This window comes from Streptomyces sp. NPDC042364, assembly GCF_056437585.1.
In genome coordinates, this window is record NZ_JBWKAJ010000003.1 from 73,476 (window position 1) to 95,408 (window position 21,933).

At 71.9% G+C, this 21,933-nt stretch carries 18 protein-coding genes; 2 read left to right on the plus strand and 16 right to left on the minus strand.

Annotation, left to right across the window (positions count from 1 at the left end):
• Positions 1 to 55: 55 nt before the first annotated feature.
• From AC067N_RS06895 to AC067N_RS06920, 6 genes are all read right to left on the minus strand, one after another.
• Positions 56 to 724, minus strand: coding sequence for a histidine phosphatase family protein (locus AC067N_RS06895; protein ID WP_478677852.1), 669 nt, complete (start codon positions 722 to 724; stop codon positions 56 to 58).
• Entirely contained in the window at positions 721 to 1,167 is a 447-nt protein-coding gene (rsfS, locus tag AC067N_RS06900) for a ribosome silencing factor (protein ID WP_478677853.1), read from the minus strand. The genes AC067N_RS06895 and rsfS overlap by 4 nt, the downstream gene beginning before the upstream one ends.
• A gap of 164 nt (positions 1,168 to 1,331) precedes the next feature.
• The gene (locus tag AC067N_RS06905) at positions 1,332 to 3,071 is read right to left on the minus strand and encodes an LCP family protein (RefSeq protein WP_478677854.1); all 1,740 of its coding nucleotides are present in this window, start codon (positions 3,069 to 3,071) and stop codon (positions 1,332 to 1,334) included.
• Positions 3,072 to 3,087: 16 nt separating this feature from the next.
• On the minus strand, positions 3,088 to 3,798 hold the full coding sequence (gene nadD, locus AC067N_RS06910; RefSeq protein ID WP_478677855.1) for a nicotinate-nucleotide adenylyltransferase: 711 nt from the start codon (positions 3,796 to 3,798) through the stop codon (positions 3,088 to 3,090).
• A 58-nt stretch (positions 3,799 to 3,856) separates the two neighbouring features.
• Positions 3,857 to 4,024 (minus strand): hypothetical protein, encoded by a 168-nt coding sequence (locus AC067N_RS06915; protein ID WP_149829762.1) that lies wholly within the window; start codon positions 4,022 to 4,024, stop codon positions 3,857 to 3,859.
• Positions 4,025 to 4,147: 123 nt separating this feature from the next.
• Positions 4,148 to 4,318, minus strand: a complete 171-nt coding sequence (locus AC067N_RS06920) for a hypothetical protein (protein ID WP_478677856.1) — start codon at positions 4,316 to 4,318, stop codon at positions 4,148 to 4,150.
• Positions 4,319 to 4,416: 98 nt separating this feature from the next.
• Here AC067N_RS06920 and AC067N_RS06925 point away from each other — a divergent pair, with 98 nt between their 5' ends.
• Entirely contained in the window at positions 4,417 to 5,544 is a 1,128-nt protein-coding gene (locus AC067N_RS06925) for a M48 family metallopeptidase (RefSeq protein WP_478677857.1), read from the plus strand.
• A gap of 78 nt (positions 5,545 to 5,622) precedes the next feature.
• On the opposite strand, the gene AC067N_RS06930 is transcribed toward AC067N_RS06925, so the two are convergent.
• The 5 genes from AC067N_RS06930 to proB form a co-directional block, all read right to left on the minus strand.
• Positions 5,623 to 6,693: an SCO2583 family membrane protein gene (locus AC067N_RS06930; protein ID WP_478677858.1), complete on the minus strand. Its 1,071-nt coding sequence runs from the start codon at positions 6,691 to 6,693 to the stop codon at positions 5,623 to 5,625.
• A 101-nt stretch (positions 6,694 to 6,794) separates the two neighbouring features.
• Entirely contained in the window at positions 6,795 to 7,367 is a 573-nt protein-coding gene (locus tag AC067N_RS06935) for an SCO2584 family spore wall biosynthesis protein (protein WP_478677859.1), read from the minus strand.
• A gap of 148 nt (positions 7,368 to 7,515) precedes the next feature.
• Positions 7,516 to 8,802 carry a glutamate-5-semialdehyde dehydrogenase gene (locus AC067N_RS06940; protein ID WP_478677860.1) on the minus strand — a complete coding sequence of 429 codons (1,287 nt, stop codon included), beginning with the start codon at positions 8,800 to 8,802 and terminating at the stop codon, positions 7,516 to 7,518.
• 188 nt (positions 8,803 to 8,990) lie between these two features.
• Positions 8,991 to 9,455 (minus strand): hypothetical protein, encoded by a 465-nt coding sequence (locus AC067N_RS06945; RefSeq protein WP_478678284.1) that lies wholly within the window; start codon positions 9,453 to 9,455, stop codon positions 8,991 to 8,993.
• Between the two features lie 161 nt (positions 9,456 to 9,616).
• Complete coding sequence (proB, locus tag AC067N_RS06950) at positions 9,617 to 10,723, minus strand: glutamate 5-kinase (RefSeq protein ID WP_478677861.1); 1,107 nt, start codon at positions 10,721 to 10,723, stop codon at positions 9,617 to 9,619.
• A gap of 387 nt (positions 10,724 to 11,110) precedes the next feature.
• Here proB and AC067N_RS06955 point away from each other — a divergent pair, with 387 nt between their 5' ends.
• Positions 11,111 to 13,180: a hypothetical protein gene (locus AC067N_RS06955; protein WP_478677862.1), complete on the plus strand. Its 2,070-nt coding sequence runs from the start codon at positions 11,111 to 11,113 to the stop codon at positions 13,178 to 13,180.
• A 390-nt stretch (positions 13,181 to 13,570) separates the two neighbouring features.
• Here AC067N_RS06955 and obgE read toward each other — a convergent pair whose 3' ends face one another.
• The 5 genes from obgE to AC067N_RS06980 form a co-directional block, all read right to left on the minus strand.
• Complete coding sequence (obgE, locus tag AC067N_RS06960) at positions 13,571 to 15,007, minus strand: GTPase ObgE (RefSeq protein WP_478677863.1); 1,437 nt, start codon at positions 15,005 to 15,007, stop codon at positions 13,571 to 13,573.
• A gap of 140 nt (positions 15,008 to 15,147) precedes the next feature.
• Complete coding sequence (rpmA, locus tag AC067N_RS06965; protein ID WP_468102637.1) at positions 15,148 to 15,402, minus strand: 50S ribosomal protein L27; 255 nt, start codon at positions 15,400 to 15,402, stop codon at positions 15,148 to 15,150.
• Between the two features lie 14 nt (positions 15,403 to 15,416).
• A complete protein-coding gene (gene rplU / locus AC067N_RS06970) occupies positions 15,417 to 15,737 on the minus strand; it encodes a 50S ribosomal protein L21 (RefSeq protein WP_003990208.1) in 321 nt (106 codons plus the stop codon).
• 203 nt (positions 15,738 to 15,940) lie between these two features.
• Positions 15,941 to 17,287 (minus strand): phospholipase D-like domain-containing protein, encoded by a 1,347-nt coding sequence (locus AC067N_RS06975; RefSeq protein WP_478677864.1) that lies wholly within the window; start codon positions 17,285 to 17,287, stop codon positions 15,941 to 15,943.
• Between the two features lie 304 nt (positions 17,288 to 17,591).
• Positions 17,592 to 21,827 (minus strand): Rne/Rng family ribonuclease, encoded by a 4,236-nt coding sequence (locus AC067N_RS06980; protein WP_478677865.1) that lies wholly within the window; start codon positions 21,825 to 21,827, stop codon positions 17,592 to 17,594.
• Positions 21,828 to 21,933: the final 106 nt, after the last annotated feature.

Below are 21,933 nucleotides of genomic sequence, written 5' to 3' on the forward strand. Positions count from 1 at the left end.
CAGCCGGAAAGTGAAATCCGGGTCCCTGCCCGCCGCCGGGGCCTTCCGCGGCCACTCAGTCGTCGTCGCCGAGCACCGGCTCGGGGAGGGTGCCGGCGTTGTGCTCCAGGAGGCGCCAGCCGCGGGCGCCCTCGCCGAGGACGGACCAGCAGCAGTTGGAGAGGCCGCCGAGGCTCTCCCAGTGGTGCGGCTCCAGGCCGAGGAGGCGCCCGATGGTGGTGCGGATGGTGCCGCCGTGGCTGGTGACCACCAGGGTGCCGTTCTCCGGGAGCTTGTCGGCGTGCCGGAGCACCACCGGGGCGGCGCGGTCGGCGACCTCGGTCTCCAGTTCGCCGCCGCCGCGGCGGACCGCCTCGCCGCGCTTCCACGCGCCGTACTCCTCGCCGTACCGGGCGATGATCTCGTCGTGGGTGAGGCCCTGCCAGACGCCCGCGTACGTCTCCCGCAGGCCCTCGTCGAGCGAGACCTCCAGGCCGGTGAGGGCGGCCAGCTCGGCGGCCGTCCTCGCGGCGCGCCGGAGGTCGGAGGCGACGATCGCGTCGGGCTTGAGGGAGGCGAGCAGCCGGGCGGCGCGGCGGGCCTGGCCGAGGCCGGTCTCGGTGAGCTCGACGTCGGTGGTGCCCTGGAAGCGGCGCTCCACGTTCCACGAGGTCTGGCCGTGCCGCCACAGGATGATCCGGCGTCCGCGGCCCTTGCGGTCCGCCGCGTCGGGACCCGCGGTCACCGCAGTTCCCCGCCCAGCTCGGCGGCCTCCTCGGCGGCCTGCAGCTTCGCGTGCTCCGCGGCCCTGCCCTTGGTGGCCTGCGCGTCGGCGGGCAGCTCCAGCTCGGGGCAGTCCTTCCAGAGCCGCTCCAGGGCGTAGAAGACGCGCTCCTCGCTGTGCTGGACGTGTACGACGATGTCGACGTAGTCCAGCAGCACCCAGCGGGCCTCGCGGTCGCCCTCCCGGCGGACCGGCTTGGCGCCGAGCTCCTTGTTCAGCCGCTCCTCGATCTCGTCGACGATCGACTTGACCTGGCGGTCGTTGGGCGCGGAGGCGAGCAGGAAGGCGTCCGTGATGGACAGCACATCGCTGACGTCGTACGCGATGATGTCGTGCGCGAGCTTGTCGGCGGCCGCCTGCGCGGCGGTGTGGATGAGCTCGAGGGAGCGGTCGGTGGCGGTCACTACATGGCTTTCCGTCGGCGGTCAGGAACCCTCACGGGCTACCCCAAGGGTCTCACGGACCGCAGACACAGCCCCACGGGTTAACGGACCCCTGGGCGACCATGCCCCGGAGCACAGCCGTCGAGGCGGCTCCGGGGCCTGCTGCCGGCGATCCGCCGGGACGGTCAGCCGGTGGTGCCGGCCGCACCCGCGGTGCCGGTCGTGCCCGTCGGGTCGGTCGTCTCGTAGTTCTGGCCGAGTACGACCGTGACGTCGGCGTTGGACGTGGTCTCGCCCTTCTTGACGGCGCTCGTGGGCAGGCCGAGGGTCTTGGCGACCTCGACGGCGTCCTGCTTGCGGGCGGCGTCGGAGTAGATCACCCGGGAGGCGGCCTCGGCGGTGCCCACGGTGCCGGCGTCGAGGAAGGTGTAACCGCCGTTGAGCAGGACCACGCGGGCCTGTTCGGTGGCGTCCTTGTCGCCGGTGGCGTTGCGGATGCCGACCCGGACGGCGTCCCCGGCCTCGGGGCTCCTGGCGGTGCCGCCGAGCAGGTCCTTGACCACGCTGTCGGAGTCCTCGGCGCTGAGGGTGCCGTCCTGCTGTACGGGGAGCAGCTCGCTCGTGTAGTCGCCACCCTTGGCGCGGTCGGCGAGCTTGGCGAGGAAGGCGCCGAGGTCCTTCTCGCCGAGCGAGGGGTCGAGGATCTGGCCGAGGGTCTGCACGGTGACCGTGGCGGCCTGGGCGTCGGAGGACAGCTTGCGCAGCACGCCCTGCATGACCTGCCCGAACCGCTTCAGCTGGGCGTCCTGCGACTCGCCGGAGGCCCGGTAGGTGGCGTAGGCGACGGCCATCTTGCCGCTGAGCGTCTGGTTCTCGCCCTTGGTGACGAGGGGCGCCTCGCCCTTCTTCTTCGCCTCCGGGTCCGGTACCGAGACGTCGGTGTCGAGGTCGATGTTGCCGACGAGTTCGACGAGGTTGCTCAAGAAGGGGGTGTCCAGGCGCCAGGTTCCCTCGATGTCGGTGCCGAGGACGGTGTCGAGTTCCTCGCGGGTGCCGGCGGAGCCGTCGTCCTCCACGGACTTGGCGAGGGTGGTCGTGGTGCCGTCGTCGCCGGTCAGGGCGAGGGAGTTGGGCAGCAGGACGGTCGCGCCCCGCTTGGTGGTGCTGTTGTCGACGAGCAGCGCCGTGGAGGTGCCGCCCTTCTTGGTGTCGTGCAGATGGACGGCGATCACAGCGCGTTTCTGGGCGCCCGCGGCGGTCGTGGTGCCGGTCTTCCCCTCGGAGGAGGAGCCGGGCAGCACACCCGCGAACCACAGGTAGCCGACGCCGCCGACCGCGACCAGGGCCAGCACGACCACCAGGGCGATCATGCGGCTCCTGGCCCGCCGCTTGGCCTCCTCGCGGCGCTCGGTGCGGTTCTCGGTGAAGTTCAGCCAGTCGATGACGTCCTCGGAGTCGTCGTCGGGCTGGTCCACGAAGGCGAACTGCTCGGTGCGGTACTCCGGATCGCCGGCCGCCGCACCGGCCTCGGGCCCGCCGTCCTCGGCGGTCTCCTGCGGGCCCGTCTGCTGCGGGATGTAGGCGGTCTGCTCGGTGACCTGGGCCTGAGGGCCGGTGACCGCGGTCTGCCCGTACGGGTCGTAGGCGTCGTACGCGGGTGCCGCTGCCTGCCGGCCCGTGTCGTAGGCGGTGCCGTAGCCCTGGGCGGGCTGCTGTTGGACATGGCCGGTCGCGTACGGGTCGTAGCCGTAGCCCTGGTCGTAGCTCTGGCCGTAGCCGTGTTGCTGCCCGTAGGGGTCGTACGCCTGTTGCTGAGGCACCTGCTGGGCGGGCGCCTGTCGGTACACCGGCTGTCCGAACTCGTCGTAGCCGACGAGTTCGTACTGCTGGTCGCCCCCGTAGCCAGCGTCGTATCGGTCGTTCACCGGTGCCCCTCTCGGCTCACTCGCCGCGGTACAGCTGCCGCTTGTCGATGTAGCGCACCACTCCGTCCGGCACCAGATACCAGACGGGGTCGCCCTTCGCGACCCTCGCGCGGCAGTCGGTGGACGAGATGGCGAGCGCCGGAACCTCAACGAGCGTGACCCCGCCCGCGGGCAGGCCGGGGTCGGCCAAAGTGTGGCCGGGACGAGTCACCCCGATGAAGTGCGCGAGGGAGAACAGCTCCTCGGCGTCGCGCCAGGTGAGGATCTGGCCGAGCGCGTCGGCGCCGGTGATGAAGAAGAGATCCGTGTCCGGGTTGAGTTCGTGCAGCTCGCGCAGGGTGTCGATGGTGTACGTGGGGCCCTTGCGGTCGATGTCGATGCGGCTCACGGAGAAATGGGGGTTCTCGGCCGTCGCGATGACCGTCATCAGGTACCGGTCCTCGGCGGCCGACACCGCGCGGTGGGACTTCTGCCAGGGCTGGCCGGTCGGTACGAACACGACCTCGTCGAGACCGAACTGGGCGGCGACCTCCTGGGCCGCCACGAGGTGCCCGTGGTGGATCGGGTCGAACGTTCCGCCCATGACGCCGAGGCGCCTGCGCCCCGTCTTCGGCGGAGTGTTCTCCGGCGCCGTGCCGGTGCTGCCGGCCCGGCCGCCGGTGGTCTCGTGCGCCTGGTCGTTCGCCTTGTCATGCTCCGGACCGGTAGGCAGTTCCTGCTCTCCCATGCGTCGAGACCCTACCGGCCCGGCGGACACACTCTGTTCGAATGTCCTTTTGCGCGGATTAGCGGTCGCGGTTGAAGCGGGTGGTGATCCACAGCAGCAGCATCAGGGCGACGAAGGCTCCGCCGCCGGTCAGGTAGGGGCTGAGGCTCTCGTGGTTGCCGCCGTGCTCCCCGCCGCCCTCGGCGGCGAAAGTGACCAAGTCGGCAGCGGTGCTGTGGAAGCTCATCGTCGGCAGGACCTATCCGTGTGGGATCGGGATAAAGACTCGGCCCATCGTAAGCGGGGGCCACGTCGGCGATCACGCCGACTCCGCCCCGAGATGAACGGACGGCGCTTCCCCGCCGTACCGTCAGTCGTCCCGCTTGTATCCGCGCAGGAGGAACCAGGCCATCAGGACGGACCCCAGGATCATCACGATCAGCACCACACGCAGCAGGTTTCCGGCGCCCTGCTCCTTCCCGGCGGCGTCCGCGGCCGCAGTGAACCAGGGGTTCGCCGTGGCGAGCGGGAGATGCTCCATGAGATCGCTCCTTACGGTTGATGCCCTGCCACGGTAACTCCGCCTAGGCTGGACTCCGCTTCGGGGGCAAGATGGGCAATCAAACGCATGGGGGATACATGCCGGACGACAGCCACGAGCAGAACGGGCACGAGAACGTGCCGAGCAGGCAGCGCAGGCGCTTCGAGGGGATCTCCTCGCGGGCGTACGAACACCCCGCGGACCGCTCGGCGCTGGTGGCGCTGCGCAAGCTCAGCGGCTTCGACACGGTGTTCAAGGCACTCAGCGGTCTGCTGCCGGAGCGCAGCCTCAGGCTGCTGTTCCTGTCCGACTCCGTACGGGTCTCGGACCAGCAGTTCGCGCACCTCAACGACATGCTGCGGGACGCCTGTTACATCCTGGACCTGGAGAAGGTCCCGCCGATGTACGTCAACCAGGACCCGCAGCCGAACGCGATGTGCATCGGTCTGGACGAGCCGATCATCGTCGTGACGACCGGGCTCGTCGAGCTGCTCGACGAGGAGGAGATGCGGGCCGTGATCGGCCACGAGGTGGGCCACGCGCTCTCCGGCCACTCGGTGTACCGCACGATCCTGCTGTTCCTGACCAGCCTCGCGCTGAAGGTCGCCTGGATCCCGCTGGGGAACCTCGCGATCATGGCGATCGTGACCGCGCTGCGCGAGTGGTTCCGCAAGTCGGAGCTGTCCGCCGACCGTGCCGGGCTCCTGGTCGGCCAGGATCTGAAGGCCTCGATGCGCGGTCTGATGAAGATCGCGGGCGGCAACCACCTGCACGAGATGAACGTGGACGCGTTCCTCGCGCAGGCCGAGGAGTACGAGGCCGGGGGCGACCTGCGGGACTCCGTGCTGAAGATCCTCAATGTGCTGCCCCGCTCGCACCCCTTCACCACCGTGCGGGCGGCCGAGCTGAAGAAGTGGGCGGAGTCCCGCGACTTCCAGCGGATCATGGACGGCCACTACCCGCGGCGCAGCGAGGACAAGGACACCTCGGTGACCGACTCCTTCCGCGAGTCTGCGGAGCACTACACCAGCCACGTGAAGAGCTCCAAGGACCCCCTGATGAAGCTGGTCACGGACATCGCGGGCGGCGCGGGCGACCTCGGCGGCCGGGTGCGGCGGGGCTTCAGCGGCTTCGCGAACGGGGGCGGCTCCGCCTCCGGCGGCACGGCGTCGGGCGGTGGTACGGGCACGGACACCGCCCAGGAGAGGCGTCCCGACGACGAGTGACGCGGCGGACACCGCCGGTGCGCCGAGAGCGCCCGGTCCGGAGGTTCCGCCTCCGGACCGGGCGCTTCCTCGTGGTGCTCACACCGTCGGCTGGGCGCTCCGGGCCAGCGAGCCGCACAGGGCGGTGGCGCCGCCCGTGGCGTACGGGTCGGTGCCGGCCGGGCCGCCGGCCTTGTCCTTCTGGCCGGCGAGCAGCGGCCGCAGATGGTTCGCGGCGTCGTCGGCGCAGGCCAGCGGTCCTGCCTGGACGTAGGAGACGAGGAGCTCGGCCTGGTGGGTGCGCAGGTCGTCCTGGTCGAAGCGGAAGTGCAGCTCGCGCCGCACGGTGAAGAGGGACGCCTCGGAACCCGCCCCGGTGCCCGCGGGGCGCAGCGCGTACACGAAGGTGTGGGCGGCGACGACCTCCAGCGTTCCGGAGTCGAACTCCGCCGCCTGGAGGGTGCCCTGGACGCGGATCCTGGTGTCGGCCAGCCGGGCGCGGGAGGGGTCGAAGCGGACCAGCCAGCCGGTGGGTGCGTGGCGTCCGTCGGCGGCGGGGTGGTCGAAGCTCTGGTCGAACTGGTCGAGCTGGTTGGAGTCGAGCAGCCGTCGCACCGGCTCGACGGTGGTGCCGCCGAGCACCCGCGGGTCGAGCGCGGAGGCGACCAGGTACTCCTTGGCGACGGTCAGCGAGGTGACGACCTGGCTGTCGGAGAAGTGTTCGGTGCGGCGGGTGGCAGGCATCGTGATGCCGTCGGCGCCGGTGCGGAAGTGGGCGGCGGGGCTGTTCTCGTACAGCGTCTCGGGGTCGTCGGCGCCGGGGACGGGGGCCTGGGGGGCCAGCGGGATCACCGTCATCCTCAGGGGCTCGGTGGAACTCGTGGCCCGGGGTTGGTACGGATGGCGGACGCCCATGTAGATCGCGGTGCCGAAGGCGATGGCGATCAGCAGGACGAGGATCAGCGCCTGCCGGGAGAGGCCGCGGCGCAGGGGCGGGCGGCGGCGGACGGCCGGGGCGTGGTCGGTGAGCCGCTCCCGGGCGGAGAACTCCTGGATGCGGGCAGCGCGAACGAACGATTCGTCGAACACGACGGATCGGTACTCGTCGTCGCCGCCACCGCCGGGGGTGCCCTCGGGTGTCCCCTCGGGTGGGTCTCCGGGCCCGCCCATACCTTCAGGGTAGGTCTGCGGGAGCTCCGGTAAACGCAGAGGTGTGCGACAACTTCTGACAGGTTCTCACCAGGATTTCGAACGCCCTATCGAGTCGTGGGTCAGGGACGGCGCGGTACCGCCGGCACGGCCGGCTGGGAGTGGTCCGCGGAGGCCGAGGGGCCGGCCGAGGTGCCCTGTTCGACTCCGGTGGTGGCGGGGGGCGGGGCCTCGTCGCCGCGGCTGGAGGAGGCGCCCCGGTACACGGCGGTGAAGGCCAGCGCGACCATGCCGATGCCCATGACCAGGGCGAGGACCCAGGCGACGGGGCGGTGCCAGCGGGTCTGCCTGCCGTAGGGCCCGGCGGGGCCGTAGCGGCCCTCCAGGATCTCGGGGTCGTCGAGATCGTCGAGGTCGTGGCCGAAGTCGGGGCCGTCGGCGAAGCCGTCGTCGTAGTCGTCGCCGCGAGGGCCTCTGGAGTGCGCCCGGCGGGCCTCGGCCTCCTGGGCCGCGGCGCGGGCCTCCGCGGCGGCGAGCAGCCGCTCGACCGCGGTCGGCTCATGGACCACGGCCGCCCGTACGAAGTCCTCGTCGAAGACCACGGAGGCGAACTCTTCGTCCATACCTCCGCGGTCGCGGTCGTCGTCGGGCTCCCAGCCGTCCGGGAACGGCGTGCCCCCCACGTCCTCCGGCACGGATCCAGAGTAGACCGGGGTGGTCAATTTGGGCAGACGGTAAGGAAATTCATCCGTTGTGCCCAGCCGGTTCGCCGGTCGCTTCGCTGGAACCGACCGGCGCCCCACGAGGCCCGTACGCCCTGCTGGGCGACGTATGCGCCGGGTGTCAGCGGCGTACGTGCCCGTCGCCCGTGACGATGTACTTGGTGCTGGTCAGCTCGGGCAGGCCCATGGGCCCGCGGGCGTGCAGCTTCTGGGTGGAGATGCCGATCTCGGCACCGAAGCCGAACTGGCCGCCGTCGGTGAAACGCGTGGAGGCGTTGACGGCGACGGTCGTGGAGTCGACCAACCGGGTGAAGCGGCGGGCGGCCTGCTGGGAGGTCGTGACGATCGCCTCGGTGTGCCCGGAGCTCCACAGCCGGATGTGCTCCACGGCCCGGTCCAGCGAGTCGACGACGGCCGCGGCGATGTCGTACGAGAGGTACTCGGTCTCCCAGTCCTCCGTGGTGGCCTCGACGACCGTGGCCCGGGTCTCCTTGGCGTACGCGAGGACGCGCTCGTCGCCGTGGACGGTGACGCCGGCGTCGGCGAGGGCGTCGAGGGCGCGGGGCAGGAACTCGGCGGCGATGTCCTGGTGGACGAGGAGGGTCTCGGCGGCGTTGCAGACGCTGACCCGCTGGGCCTTGGAGTTGATCAGGATCTCGACCGCCGTGTCGAGGTCGGCGCCCGCGTCGACGTAGACGTGGCAGTTGCCGGTGCCGGTCTCGATCACCGGGACCGTGGACTCCTCGACGACCGTGCGGATCAGGGAGGCGCCGCCGCGCGGGATGAGCACGTCGACCAGGCCGCGGGCGCGCATCAGCTCGCGCACGGAGTCACGGCTCTCGCCGGGGACGAGCTGGATGGCGTCGGCGGGCAGCCCGGCGCCGCCGACGGCGTCCCGCAGGACGCGGACGAGGGCGGTGTTGGACTCGTAGGCGGACGACGAGCCGCGCAGCAGGACCGCGTTGCCGGACTTCAGGCAGAGGGCGGCGGCGTCCACCGTGACGTTCGGGCGGGCCTCGTAGATGATGCCGACGACACCGAGCGGGACGCGGACCTGGCGCAGATCGATGCCGTTCGGCAGGGTCGAGCCGCGGACGACCTCGCCGACCGGGTCGGGCAGCGCGGCGACGTCGCGCACATCGGCGGCGATGGCGCGGATCCGCTCGGGGTTCAGCGTCAGCCGGTCGATGATCGCCTCGCTGGTGCCGGCCTCGCGGGCGCGCTCGATGTCCTTGGCGTTGGCCTCGACGATCTCACTCGTACGGACTTCCAGCGCGTCGGCGATGGCGAGCAGCGCGTCGTCCTTGTCGGCGCGCGGGAGCGGCGCGAGGTCGGCGGCGGCGGCCTTGGCGCGATAGGCGGCCCGGGTGACCGGGGACATGGAGTCGTACGGCGAGAGCGTGGTCATAAGGGAAGGGTAGTGCGCCGCGGGAGGCGGCCCCAGTCGCTGTCCCACAAGCCGAGACGGACCCCGGACGCGCCCCCGCGCGGCGGCCCGCGCCCTCTGATCCGCGCCCCCTGATCCGAGCCGCCGGGACGGCACACCTGGCCGGACAGCTTGTCCGACCGGACACCACGCCCGGCCTGACAGCACGCCTAGAACGGGTGGACACCGACGCGGGCCGCAGGTGGCGGTCCGCAGCCCTCGGCGATGCGCTGGTGGTAGGTCTGGCGGTCGATGACCTCCAGGCCGACGATCTCCCAGGGCGGCAGTCCGGCCGTACGGCGGTGCTCGCCCCACAACCGCAGGGCCACGGCGGCCGCGTCGTGGAGGTCGCGGGCCTCCTCCCAGTAGCGGATCTCGGCGTGGTCGTTGGCGTAGCGGCTGGTCAGCAGGAAGGGGTGGTCGTGGGCGAGCTGTTCCAGGCCGCGCCGCACCTCCTTCAGCGGGGCCTCGGGCCCCGAGACGCTCAGCGTGACGTGCCACAGCCGGGGCAGGTCCTGCGGCTCCCCGGCTCCGCCCTCGTACGTGTCCGAGGAGGTGACGCTGGTCAGCGTCCGCTCCTCGCCGGCCGCACGGGAGGTACCACCACCACGGGACGCCGTAGCCCCGGGGCGCACTCGTCTCACGACGGCCTCCTTCGCAACGATGCGGGCTTCGCATGGGGGGGTGCGGAATGCCCCTGGGACAAAGTTGAGCAGGCTCAGGGGCTCCGTGGGGCGGTTTTACGGAACGCGCACCGACGCGGGCCGTGCTGCGGCACCCTTCGCGGGGCGGCTGGTCAGGGGTGGAGGAGCACGAGATCGTCCCTGTGTACGACCTCTCGTTCGTACGCGGGACCCAGCTCGCGCGCCAGTTCCCGGGTCGAGCGGCCGATCAGCTGGGGGATCTCCTTGGCGTCGAAGTTGACCAGCCCGCGGGCCACGGCCCGGCCCGCGCCGTCGCGCAGTTCTACCGGGTCACCGGCGCTGAAGTCTCCGTCGACGGCCGCGATACCGGCCGGCAGCAGCGACTTGCGGCGCTCGACGACCGCGCGCACGGCCCCGTCGTCCAGGGTGAGCGCGCCCTGCGGGGTGGACGCGTGCTGGAGCCAGAGCAGCCGGTCGGCGGAGCGCTTGCCGGTGGGGTGGAAGTAGGTGCCGGTGTCACGGCCGGCAAGGGCGTCAGCGGCGTGGACGGCGCTGGTCAGGACCACGGGGATGCCCGCGCCGGTGGCGATGCCGGCCGCCTCGACCTTGGTGACCATGCCGCCGGTGCCGACGCCGGCCTTGCCCGCGCTGCCGATCTCCACATGCGCGAGGTCCTCCGGGCCCCGTACCTCCGCTATCCGCGAGGTGCCCGGACGGCTGGGGTCGCCGTCGTACACGCCGTCGACGTCGGACAGCAGGACCAGCAGGTCCGCCCGGACGAGGTGGGCGACCAGGGCGGCGAGACGGTCGTTGTCGCCGAAGCGGATCTCGTCCGTGGCCACCGTGTCGTTCTCGTTGACGACCGGCAGCGCGCCCATCGCGAGGAGCTTGTCGAGGGTGCGGGAGGCGTTGCGGTGGTGGGAGCGGCGGCTCATGTCGTCGGAGGTGAGGAGCACCTGGCCGACCCGGACGCCGTAGCGGGCGCAGGAGGCCGTGTAGCGGGCCACCAGGAGCCCCTGGCCGACGCTGGCGGCGGCCTGCTGCCGGGCGAGGTCCTTGGGGCGGCGGCGCAGGCCCAGCGGAGCGAGCCCGGCGGCGATGGCGCCGGACGAGACGAGGACGATCTCCCGCTCCCCGCCGCTACGGGCCTTGGCCAGCACGTCCACCAGGGCGTCCACCCGGTCCGCGTCCAGGCCCCCGGAGGCCGTCGTCAGCGACGAGGAGCCCACCTTGACGACGATCCGGTGCGCTTCCGCCACTCCCTGCCTTGCCGCTGACACCTGTATCCCCAATGTTCCGAACCAGCCCGGTGTGTGCAGTGCGCAATCTACGTGAGCGGCCCGGCCGGACGCGTCCTCATTTCGAGGGGCGGACGGCGCGGGTCCGCTCCGGCACGCCCCGGAGCCCCTGAGAGGAAGAGGGTGACAAACGCCTCGGAGTTCCGGGCGATATGCCCCATTGCTGGTGACTGGTCTCATGGAAGATTGCTCCTCGACCGCCCTAGGTCATACGGTCAGGATCGGCCTTCCTCGTCTCGTGCGGCATCCTGGGTCGGAAGGCGCCCGGGGGCGCGCGCACAGTGGCGGGCCACCCCCACTACTCTCATTCCCCCTCCATCCGTCGCACCCTCCGCAGGAGCCCCGCCCGTGCCCTCCGCAGGCCTCGTACCCCGCCGCATCGTGCAGCTGTCAGCGCTGTTCGCGATGTTCGCGCTCTTCACGGTCCAGATCGTCTCCGCGCTGCTGCCGAACATCGCCCTGTTCGTCGCCGCCGGCGCGGCGGGCCTCGTCTTGGACACGTATCTGCAGTACCGGGACCCCGGACTCCTCGCGCTGCTGGGCAAGGTCCGCTTCGACGCGCTGGTGCGCCAGCTGCTGCGCGACATGCTGATCCTGGTGGGCCTGCTGCGCATCGACGGCATCGACCCGCTGCGCGAGCAGGCACCGCTGCTGGTCGGCCTGTGCCTCTTCTACGCGGTGCACTTCGCCTGCCAGGGCGTCTCCGTGCTGGTCCGCCGCAGCCGCACGCTGCCGATCGTCACGCGCAACATCGACGCCTCCGAGCTGCGCCTGACGGCCGCGCCGCCGCGCATCCTGGCCCGCCGCCAGGCCCACCGGCTGCTGACCTTCTCCCTGCCGATCACCGCCGGTCTGCTGGCCACGGCGGCCACGCAGGACGCCACCTGGGGCGGCCTCGGCCTCGGCTTCGGCCTCACCCTCCTCGTCGGCGGCACGGCGTACCTGGCGACCTGGCTGCTGCCCAAGAAGCGGGCGAAGAGCGAGCAGCAGGTCATGGAGTGGCTGGACGGGTGGCTGGAGCGCTACCAGCCGACCGTCGCCATGTACTTCTCCGGCGGCACGACCTCGGCCTACCAGGCGAACATGTGGCTCTCCACGCTGTCCCGGCTGGACAAGCCGCTGATCGTGCTGCGGGAGCGCTTCATGGTCCAGAAGATCGACGCGACGGACGTGCCGATCATCTGCTTCCCGAAGGTCTCGACGATGTTCTCCCTGGAGAACTCGACCCTGAAGATGATGCTGCACCCGGCCAACGCCGCGAAGACCTCCCAGGTGTTGCGCATCCCCACCATCAAGCACGCGTTCATCAACCACGGCGAGAGCGACAAGCTGTCCTCCTGCAACCCGTACGCGAAGGCGTACGACGAGGTGTGGGTCGCCGGTCCCGCCGCGCGCGAGCGGTACGCGCTCGCCGAGGTCGGTGTCGAGGACAAGGACATAGTCGAGGTGGGGCGTCCGCAGCTGGCGCCGATCCGCCCGTACGCGGGTCCGCCGACCGGCCCGTACACGACCGTCCTGTACGCCCCCACCTGGGAGGGCTGGGACGGCAACCCGGGCAACACCTCGGTGGTCCTGGCCGGCGAGAACATCGTCCGTGCGCTGCTGGCCGACGAGAAGGTACGGCTGCTGTACAAGCCGCACCCGATGACCGGCTCGGTCGACCCTCGGGCGGGCGCCGCGAACGAGCGCATCAAGGCGATGATCCGCGAGGCGAACACGAGGCGCTCGGGGGCGCGGCCGGGTGCCGACGCCGCCGCGGAGCTGGTGCGCCGCACGACCGAGCTGGACAAGCTGACCTCGACGTCGTTCCGGTCCAGCGCGGACGAGATGGAGCGGATGCTGCTCCAGGGCACGCCGAGCGGTGACCGTGAGGCGGCCATCGCCGAGGCCACGCTGGCCTGGGAGAAGGCGTACTGGGCGTCGTTCCCCGAGTGGGAGCACCTCATCATCACCGAGGCCCGGCCGGCGATCTTCGCCTGCTTCAACGCGTCCGACCTGCTGATCAGCGATGTCTCGTCGGTGGTGTCGGACTGGCTGTCCAGCGAGAAGCCGTACGCCGTCGGCAACACGTCCGGGCTGCCGGAGGCGGCGTTCCGTGCGGCGTTCCCGACCGTGTCGGCGGGTGTCGTGATCACACCGGACGCCCGTGAGGTGCCGGGGCTGCTGGACGCGGTGCGCAACCCGCAGAAGGACCACTTCACGCGGGCCCGCGCCGATCTGAAGGAGCAGTTGCTCGGGCCGTCGGACCCGCCGTCCATCGTCCGGTTCGGTGCGGCCGTCAGGACGCTGTGCGCCAAGGCCGACGAGCGCCGGGTCCGCATGGAGTCCCGCCTCGCCGGCGAGATCCCCTCCCCCCGCCAGTCCCAGGACGAGGTGGGAGCCGAGGGAGAGACCAGCGACGCGGAGGCGCTCCGCTAGGTGCAGCCGAAAAGGCCCCGGCGGTGGATTGGACACCGCCGGGGCCTCTTCATTGCCTGCGCTACGCCGAGGTTCGGGGGACGCGAGGGGGGTGGAGCGGCTGTGGGTGCGCCGGGGGCTTGTCGCGCAGTTCCCGCGCCCCTGGGGGCTGGACCGGCGGCTGCGGAAGGCCGCCGTGGCCCCGGCACGCCGTGTCGTCGCGCGGGGCGGCAGCCGGCTCGTGGTCGTGGCCGGCCCCGCTTCCGGTGTCCCAGCCGCGGGTAGTCGTGCCGCTGGGGCGGCGCGGGTGGGCGCGGCGGTGCCTGGAGCGGCGGGTACCGCGCCCCGGGCCCCGGCGGCCGCAGCTACCGGGTGCTCTGAGGGCACGGGCCCGGGGACGCGTCGGCCCCTTTAGAAGGGCTCGAAGTCGTCGTAGGCCTGCTCGATCTCGTCGCGTTCGGCCTGGCGGTCGCGGCGGCGTTGGACGGCGGGACGGGACTCTTCGAAGCGGTGGTCCTCGCCCCGGCGGCCGAGCATCTCCGCGCCGGCCGTGACGGACGGCTCCCAGTCGAAGACGACCGCGTTGTCCTCGGGGCCGATGGCGACGCCGTCGCCGGAGCGGGCGCCCGCCTTCATCAGCTCGTCCTCGACGCCGAGCCGGTTCAGACGGTCGGCGAGATAGCCCACCGCCTCGTCGTTGTTGAAGTCGGTCTGGCGTACCCAGCGCTCCGGCTTCTCGCCGCGCACCCGGAAGAGCCCGTCGTCCTCGCGGCTGACGGTGAAGCCCGCGTCGTCGACCGCCTTCGGGCGGATGACGATCCGCGTCGCCTCCTCCTTCGGCTTCGCGGCCCGCGCCTTGCCGACGAGGTCGGCGAGCGCGAAGGACAGCTCCTTCAGACCGGTGTGGGCGACCGCGGACACCTCGAAGACCCGGTAGCCGCGGGCCTCCAGGTCCGGCCGCACCATCTCGGCGAGGTCCTTGCCGTCGGGCACGTCGATCTTGTTGAGGACGACGATCCGCGGCCGGTTGTCGAGCCCGCCGTACTGCTTCAGCTCCTCCTCGATGACGTCGAGGTCGGAGACGGGGTCGCGCTCGGACTCCAGGGTCGCCGTGTCCAGGACGTGGACGAGGACGCTGCACCGCTCCACGTGGCGGAGGAACTCCAGACCGAGGCCCTTGCCCTGACTGGCACCGGGGATCAGGCCCGGCACGTCCGCGATCGTGTAGACCGTCGAGCCCGCCGTCACCACGCCCAGGTTGGGGACGAGGGTGGTGAACGGATAGTCCGCGATCTTCGGCTTGGCCGCGCTCAGCACCGAGATCAGCGAGGACTTGCCCGCGCTCGGGTAACCGACCAGCGCCACATCGGCGACGGTCTTGAGTTCCAGGACGATGTCGCGCAGGTCCCCCGGCTCGCCGAGCAGCGCGAAGCCGGGCGCCTTGCGGCGGGCGGAGGCGAGGGCCGCGTTGCCGAGGCCGCCCCGGCCGCCCTGCGCGGCGACGAAGGAGGTGCCGTGGCCGACGAGGTCGGCGAGGACGTTCCCCTGCTTGTCGAGGACCACCGTGCCGTCCGGGACGGACAGGACGAGGTCCTGGCCGTCCTTGCCGGAGCGGTTGCCGCCCTCGCCCGGCTTGCCGTTGGTGGCCTTGCGGTGCGGAGAGTGGTGGTATTCGAGCAGGGTGGTGACGGACTGGTCCACGGTCAGGATCACGTCGCCGCCGCGTCCGCCGTTGCCCCCGTCGGGGCCGCCCAGCGGCTTGAACTTCTCACGGTGGACGGAGGCACAGCCGTGGCCTCCGTTACCCGCGGCGACATGCAGTTCGACGCGGTCCACGAAGGTGGTCATGGTGGGTGCCTCCAGTTACGCGCAATGCGTGGTGTACGGAATTGTCTCAGCTCTAACACGTCAAAGGCGGACCCGCTTCCCGCTTCGGGAAGTGAGGTCCGCCTCGACGAATCGCTCTACGGAAGCCCTGGTCGGAAGACTCAGGCGACCGGAACGATGTTCACGACCTTGCGGCCACGGCTGGTGCCGAACTGCACCGCACCGGACTGCAGCGCGAACAGCGTGTCGTCGCCGCCGCGGCCGACGCCCGCGCCCGGGTGGAAGTGGGTGCCGCGCTGGCGGACCAGGATCTCACCCGCGTTGACGACCTGACCGCCGAAGCGCTTCACGCCGAGCCGCTGGGCGTTCGAGTCGCGACCGTTCCGGGTGGACGATGCGCCCTTCTTGTGTGCCATCTCTCCTCAGTCCCTTACTTCGCAGCCGTGGGGATCTCAGTGACCTTGATCGCCGTGTACTGCTGGCGGTGGCCCTGACGACGGCGGTAGCCGGTCTTGTTCTTGTAGCGCAGAATGTCGATCTTCTGGCCCTTGTGGTGGTCCACGACCTCGGCCTGGACCTTGATGCCGGCCAGCACCCACGGGTCGCTGGTCACAGCGTCGCCGTCGACAACGAGCAGGGTCGAGAGCTCGACCGTGTCGCCAACCTTGGCGGTGGAAATCTTGTCAACCTCAACGATGTCGCCGACAGCAACCTTGTGCTGGCGACCACCGCTGCGCACGATGGCGTACACGCGGATCTCACTCTCTCGCTCGGGAACGGCACCCCCGCAGTCCAGCCACCCGACATGCGGACGGCCTCTCCCGAGGCGCCCGGCGCCCGGAAGGATGAGGTTTACGGGGATGTGGCGCGTCTGCTTACGGACACGCCGACGGTCAAGGTTACGGGGCGACGATCGAACGGGTCAAACCGAGCCCCGCCCCACGACCGCGGAACTCACCTGACCGGCTTCTCGCCGTCCGCCGGCAGCGGCTTCACACCCTTGCAGAGGTCCGTGGTGTCCGCCCGGCCCGGATAGGCGACCTTGATCACCTGGTCGAAGTGGGCCTTGTACATGTCGTGCACGGCGTCGTCGTCGACCTTGACGATCGACTCGTCGTTCTCGCGCAGCGCGGGCCCGGTGTAGTTGCCCGAGCCGGTGAAGCTGATCCTGTTGCGCACTCCGTCGTACATGCCGTCCACCAGGATGTACTTGGAGTGGATGATGTACGGCGTGGTCAGCTTCTGCCCGGGGTTCAGCGGGTCCCGGTCGTCGTTGTAGCACCGCACGGTCGGCCCGCCCGAGGTGTGCATCTTCTCCCAGGTGCCCGCGGTACCGCCCGAGCTCTTCGCGCTGTCCGACTCGGCGTACACGATGCTCACGTTGCAGCCGGCCTTCTTCAGCGCGACCAGCTTCTCCGCGATCGCCATCCGCGTGATCTTGAAGATCGCCACCCGCACCCAGGTCTTCCGGGTGACCCCGCCGGTGTCCTTGTAGGAGCACTGCACGTTGTTGAGCACCGAGTACACGCTGTCGGTGGCGCGGGTGTTCCCCGCCCGGGGGAAGAAGTACGCCTTGTAGAGGCCGTTGCTGACGGTCCGGTACTCCCAGCTCGCCCAGTCGCGGGCCACCATCGTGTCGAAGTAGTCCGCGTAGGCGTCGTACATCGTCGGGTTGTTCGGCAGCAGCAGCGCGTCGTTGAAGAACTTGGTGTGCGCGGAGGGCGTCGAGTTCGAGGTGGTCTGCACGACGACGTTCGTGGCGCCCTCGACCGCCGAGAACAGCCAGAACTTGTTGTGCATGATCGACTGCCCGTACTTCGGATCGCCGAGGCACGACTTGTCGACGGGGCAGGTCGCGATGTACGAGCCCTTCGTGCGGTCGGTGCCCAGCGCTGCCGCGAGACTGCTGTACGCGGTGTTGGCGGGGCGGTCGCTGACGCTCGACTCGTCCAGCAGGACCTGGACGTTGACGCCCCGGTCCTTGGCTGCGACGAGCGCGTTGACCACGGACGCCTCCCACACGTGGTAGACGGCGACCTTGATGGTGGAGCCGGGCAGCGCGGCGGCCGTGAGGTCGATGAGCCGCGTGCGGATGGCGAGTTGCTCGCCCTCCTCGCCCAACGGATCGTTGAAGACGGGCCCTTCCGTCCAGGTGGGGGCGGCCTGCGCGGTCCCGGCGGACATCGCCACCTGCACCCCGGCCGCCGACAGGACGGTGGCCAGCGCCACGGCCTTGCGCGCGATCCCGGCCGGCCCCACGGCACGGTGCCGCCTCGTACTCGTCAGGCGCGCACGCGCCATGCGATCCCCTCCCCGTTCCCCGCTCACGGCCCCGGGTCCTCGCCCCCACGGACGGGCCGCGCATCGAGGTAGTGCTTCAACGCTCTTGCTCGTTCGACTACGTGAGTTTTGCAGGCGTCTGCGGGTGATCCAAGAGGCAGGGGGTGTTTACGCGCCAAAAGTGGTACCCAAACCGCCCCAAACATCCCGGCATTATGTGAGGTTTCTCCCCCGGCACGGGCAACGCGAAGGCCCCCGCCCGGCAGTTGATCCGCCGGACGGGGGCCTCGCTTCCGGAGCGGGCCGTGGCCCGCCCCGGGGGGGCTCAGCTCTCGTCGGTCGAAGCGGTGACCGTGTTCGACGCCTGTTCGGCGGCGACCGTGGTCTTCTTCGAGGCCGTCTTCTTCGTCGCCGCCTTCTTGGCCGTGGCCTTCTTCGCGACCGTCTTCTTGGCGGCCGTCTTCTTCGTGGCGGCCTTCTTCGCCGTCGCCTTCTTGGCCGTCTTCCGCGCCGCCGCCTTCTTGGCGGGCGCCTCGGACTCCTCCGCGACCGCGGCGGACTCCTCGGCCGAAGCTCCGGCGGTGTCCTCCGCCGAAGCGGACGGCACGACCACGACAGCGGCCTCCTCCGGCGCGGTGGGCGCCGTCGCCTTGCGCACGGCACGCCGCCTCGGGCGGGCCGGAGCCGCGCTCTCGGCGGTGGCGGCCGCCTCGGGCTGCTCAGCCGCTTCCACGACCGGCTCGGCCACGGCTTCGACGACCGGCTCCGCGACGGACACCGTCACGACGGCCTCGTCCGCGGCCGCACCGGCGGGGGCACCCGCGGGCGCGGACACCTTCCGGGTCGCCCGACGACGTGTACGGCCCTTGGGCGCGGCCTCCTCGGCGCTCACCGCGGCCGGCGTCTCGACGACCGGGTCCTCCACCGCGACCGGCTCGGCCTCGGCGGCCTCCCGCGACTTGGGCGCCCGCTCCTCGGCCTCGTCCGACGACACCTCCGCCGCGGTCTCCCGCCGCCTCGGCGCACCCGAGGGCGCGGAGGCCCGACGGGTCGCCCGGCGGCGCGAGCGACCACGGCCGACCGCGGCCTCCGCCTCGGCGACGCTGCTGTACAACTCCTCGTCCGGCTCGAACTCGGGCGAGGGAAGCGCCACCGGCTCGGCGACCTCGGCGGCCACCTCCGCGACCTCGGCCTCGACCGGCTCCACCGGCTCGGCGGCCTCCGGCTCGACGGCCTCGGGCACGGCCACCTGCTCGTGGTCGTGCTCCGCGCCGCCCCGCCCGCGCTTACGGCGCTTGCCGCCGCCACCGGCGGTCGTCGGCTGGTCCATGTGCACGATCACGCCGCGCCCGTTGCAGTGGACGCAGGTCTCGGAGAAGGACTCCAGCAGACCCTGACCGACCCGCTTCCGGGTCATCTGCACCAGGCCCAGCGAGGTGACCTCGGCGACCTGGTGCTTCGTACGGTCGCGGCCCAGGCACTCCAGCAGGCGCCGCAGCACCAGGTCCCGGTTGGACTCCAGCACCATGTCGATGAAGTCGATGACGACGATGCCGCCGAGGTCGCGCAGCCGCAGCTGACGCACGATCTCCTCGGCCGCCTCCAGGTTGTTCCTGGTGACCGTCTCCTCCAGGTTGCCGCCCTGGCCGGTGAACTTGCCGGTGTTGACGTCGATCACGACCATGGCCTCGGTCTTGTCGATCACCAGCGAACCACCGCTGGGCAGCCACACCTTGCGGTCCAGCGCCTTCATCAGCTGCTCGTCGATGCGATACGTCGCGAAGACGTCGACCTCGGAGGTCCACTTCTGCAGCCGGTCCGCGAGGTCGGGCGCGACATGGGAGACGTACCCGTGGATGGTCTCCCAGGCGTCCTCGCCGCTGACGATGACCTTGGAGAAGTCCTCGTTGAAGATGTCGCGCACGACCCGGACGGTCATGTCCGGCTCGCCGTAGAGCAGCGTCGGGGCGTTGCCGCTCTTCGCCTTCTTCTGGATGTCCTCCCACTGCGCCTGCAGTCGCTCGACGTCACGGCGCAGCTCGTCCTCGCTCGCGCCCTCGGCGGCGGTGCGCACGATGACGCCCGCGTCCTCGGGGACGATCTTCTTGAGGATGGTCTTCAGCCGGGCCCGCTCGGTGTCGGGCAGCTTGCGGCTGATCCCGGTCATCGACCCCTCGGGGACGTACACCAGGTACCGGCCGGGCAGCGAGACCTGGCTGGTCAGACGGGCGCCCTTGTGCCCGATCGGGTCCTTGGTGACCTGGACGAGCACGGACTGCCCGGACTTCAGCGCGCTCTCGATGCGCCGCGGGCCGTTGGCCATGCCCAGCGCCTCGAAGTTGACCTCACCGGCGTAGAGGACCGCGTTGCGCCCCTTGCCGATGTCGATGAAGGCGGCCTCCATCGACGGCAGCACGTTCTGCACCTTGCCGAGGTAGACGTTGCCGACGTACGAGGTCGCCTGCTCCTTGTTGACGTAGTGCTCGACGAGCACGTTGTCTTCCAGGACGCCGATCTGGGTGCGCTCGCCGCTCTGGCGGACGACCATGACGCGCTCGACGGCCTCGCGGCGGGCGAGGAACTCGGCCTCGGTGATGATCGGGACGCGGCGGCGCCCCTGCTCACGGCCTTCCCGGCGGCGCTGCTTCTTCGCCTCCAGACGGGTCGAGCCCTTGATGGACTGCACCTCGTCCGACAGCTCGGTCTCCTTGGCGCGCCGCTCGCGCGGCTCACGGACCTTGACGACGGTGCGCTCGGGGTCGTCCGAGGCCGAGTCGGCCTCGCCGGAGGAGTCCCCGGCGCGGCGGCGGCGGCGACGGCGACGCCGGCTGCTGCTGGAGCCGGAAGCCTCGTCGCGCTCGTCGGAGTCGCCCTCGTCCTCGGCGTCCTCGTCCATCTGCTCGGCGGTGTCCTCGGCGTCCTGCCCGGCCTGCTCGGCGGCGAGCTCGTCGCCCTCACCGGACTCGCCCTCGGCCGACTCGCCCCGGCGACGACGACGGCCGCCACGGCGACGGCGGCGCCGCGAACCGCTGGTCTCCTCCTCGCCGAACTCGTCGCCGTCGGCACCGTCCTCGGCGGCCCCCTCGGGCTCCTCGGACTCGTCCGTCTCCTCGGCCTCGTCAACCTCGTCGGCCTTGTCGGCCGTCACGGGCTCCGTCTCGGCCGGCTCACCGCGGCGGCGGCGCCGGCGACGCGAACCGCCGGTGCTCTCCTCCTCGGCGTACCCGCCGCTGTCGGCGGTCTCGTCGCTGTCGGCGACCTCCGCCTCGGCCTCGGCGGCGGCCTGCGCGGCCGCCCGCTCCGGCGTCTGGAACATCGGCTCGGTGAACACCGGCGCCTGGAACACGGCCACGGCGGGCCGGGCGGGCCGCGCGGGCGCGTCCTCGGCCGCGGACGCCGTCGGCTCGGAGAACCCGACGGCCGCCTTCCGGGCGACCCGGCGCCGGGCGCGCCGGGCGCCGCCGTCCTCGCCCTCGGCGGACGCCTTGGCGGCCGGGGCGGAGGGAGTCTGGGCAGACGTGGTCCCGGCAACCGCGGGCGTCTCGGCCGGCGCGGTCGGAGCCGCAGCGGAGGTCTCGGTCGACGGAGAGCCGACGGCGGTGTCGCCCTCGGTCGGCCCCTCGGGAGCGGTCACCCGGCGCGTGGCACGACGGCGCGTGCGGCGCGGCGCGGCCTCCTCGGGGGCCGCCTCGACGGGCGCGGCGTCCTGAGCGGGCTCGGCGGCGGCCTCGACGGTCTCCGGGACCTCCGGGCTCTCCGCGGGAGCCGCCGCGGCCTCGGCCGCCTTCGGCTCACCGGCGGGCGCGGAGGCGCGGCGCGTGGCACGTCGGCGCGTACGCCCGGCGGGCGCGGCGTCGGCGGCCTCGGCGACCGCCTCGGCAGGGGCCTCCGTGACGGTCTCGGCGGCGGTCTCGGGCGCGGCCGACCCGGTGCTCTCGGCGGTTACCACGGTTTCCGCGGTCCCGGCCGCCTGGGGCGCACCGGTGGGGGCCGAAGCTCGGCGGGTGGCACGGCGCCGGGGACGCGCGGCGGGCGCGGCCTCCTCGGCGGGGGCGGAGACCTCGGCGGCGGGCGTCTCGGCGACGGCGGCGCTCTCCTCGGCGGCGGTGGCCGCCGGCACCACGGTCTCGGCGGTCTCGGTGCCCTTGGGGGCACCGGCGGGCGCGGAGGCACGGCGCGTGGCACGCCGGCGCGTACGCCCGGCGGGCCCGGCCTCGGCCACATCGGCGACCGCCTCTGCGGCGGCCTTGTCGGCCTCCTGGACCTCTTCGGCGTCCTCAGCGGCTTCGACGTCAGCGGTGGCGTCGGCCTCAGCGCTCTCCGCGGCCACGGCGTTCTCGTCCGCCACGGCGGCCGCACCGGGCTCGGTGGCCGCGAGGTCCGCGGGTTCCGCCGCCGCCACGGTCGGCTCGACCGTCTCGGCGGACGCCTCGTCCGCCGCGGACGGCGGTCCCGCGGGGCGGGACGCGGCACGGCGGCGACGGCGCGGCGGCAGGGTGTCGCTGGGCGTGTTGTGTTCGGAGCCCTGCGTGGACTCCGTGTTCTCGATCTGTTCGGGCATGCGGGCGTTTCTCCCGTCAGGCTCCCGGGCGCCGCACCCGGGTCCGGCGTGGCCGGTGACGTCCGCGGCTCGCGTCGTACGCGACTGCCGCCGTCCGGGGCGCGGG

Excerpts from the sequence above, each read along its gene's own strand:
- rpmA (WP_468102637.1), bottom strand. The coding sequence starts at position 15,402 with ATGGCACACAAGAAGGGCGCATCGTCCACCCGGAACGGTCGCGACTCG.
- AC067N_RS06920 (WP_478677856.1), bottom strand. The coding sequence starts at position 4,318 with ATGGAGCATCTCCCGCTCGCCACGGCGAACCCCTGGTTCACTGCGGCC.
- AC067N_RS06925 (WP_478677857.1), top strand. The coding sequence starts at position 4,417 with ATGCCGGACGACAGCCACGAGCAGAACGGGCACGAGAACGTGCCGAGC.
- obgE (WP_478677863.1), bottom strand. The coding sequence starts at position 15,007 with ATGACCACCTTCGTGGACCGCGTCGAACTGCATGTCGCCGCGGGTAAC.
- AC067N_RS06980 (WP_478677865.1), bottom strand. The coding sequence starts at position 21,827 with ATGCCCGAACAGATCGAGAACACGGAGTCCACGCAGGGCTCCGAACAC.
- AC067N_RS06915 (WP_149829762.1), bottom strand. The coding sequence starts at position 4,024 with ATGAGCTTCCACAGCACCGCTGCCGACTTGGTCACTTTCGCCGCCGAG.
- AC067N_RS06940 (WP_478677860.1), bottom strand. The coding sequence starts at position 8,802 with ATGACCACGCTCTCGCCGTACGACTCCATGTCCCCGGTCACCCGGGCC.
- AC067N_RS06975 (WP_478677864.1), bottom strand. The coding sequence starts at position 17,287 with ATGGCGCGTGCGCGCCTGACGAGTACGAGGCGGCACCGTGCCGTGGGG.
- AC067N_RS06930 (WP_478677858.1), bottom strand. The coding sequence starts at position 6,693 with ATGGGCGGGCCCGGAGACCCACCCGAGGGGACACCCGAGGGCACCCCC.
- nadD (WP_478677855.1), bottom strand. The coding sequence starts at position 3,798 with ATGGGAGAGCAGGAACTGCCTACCGGTCCGGAGCATGACAAGGCGAAC.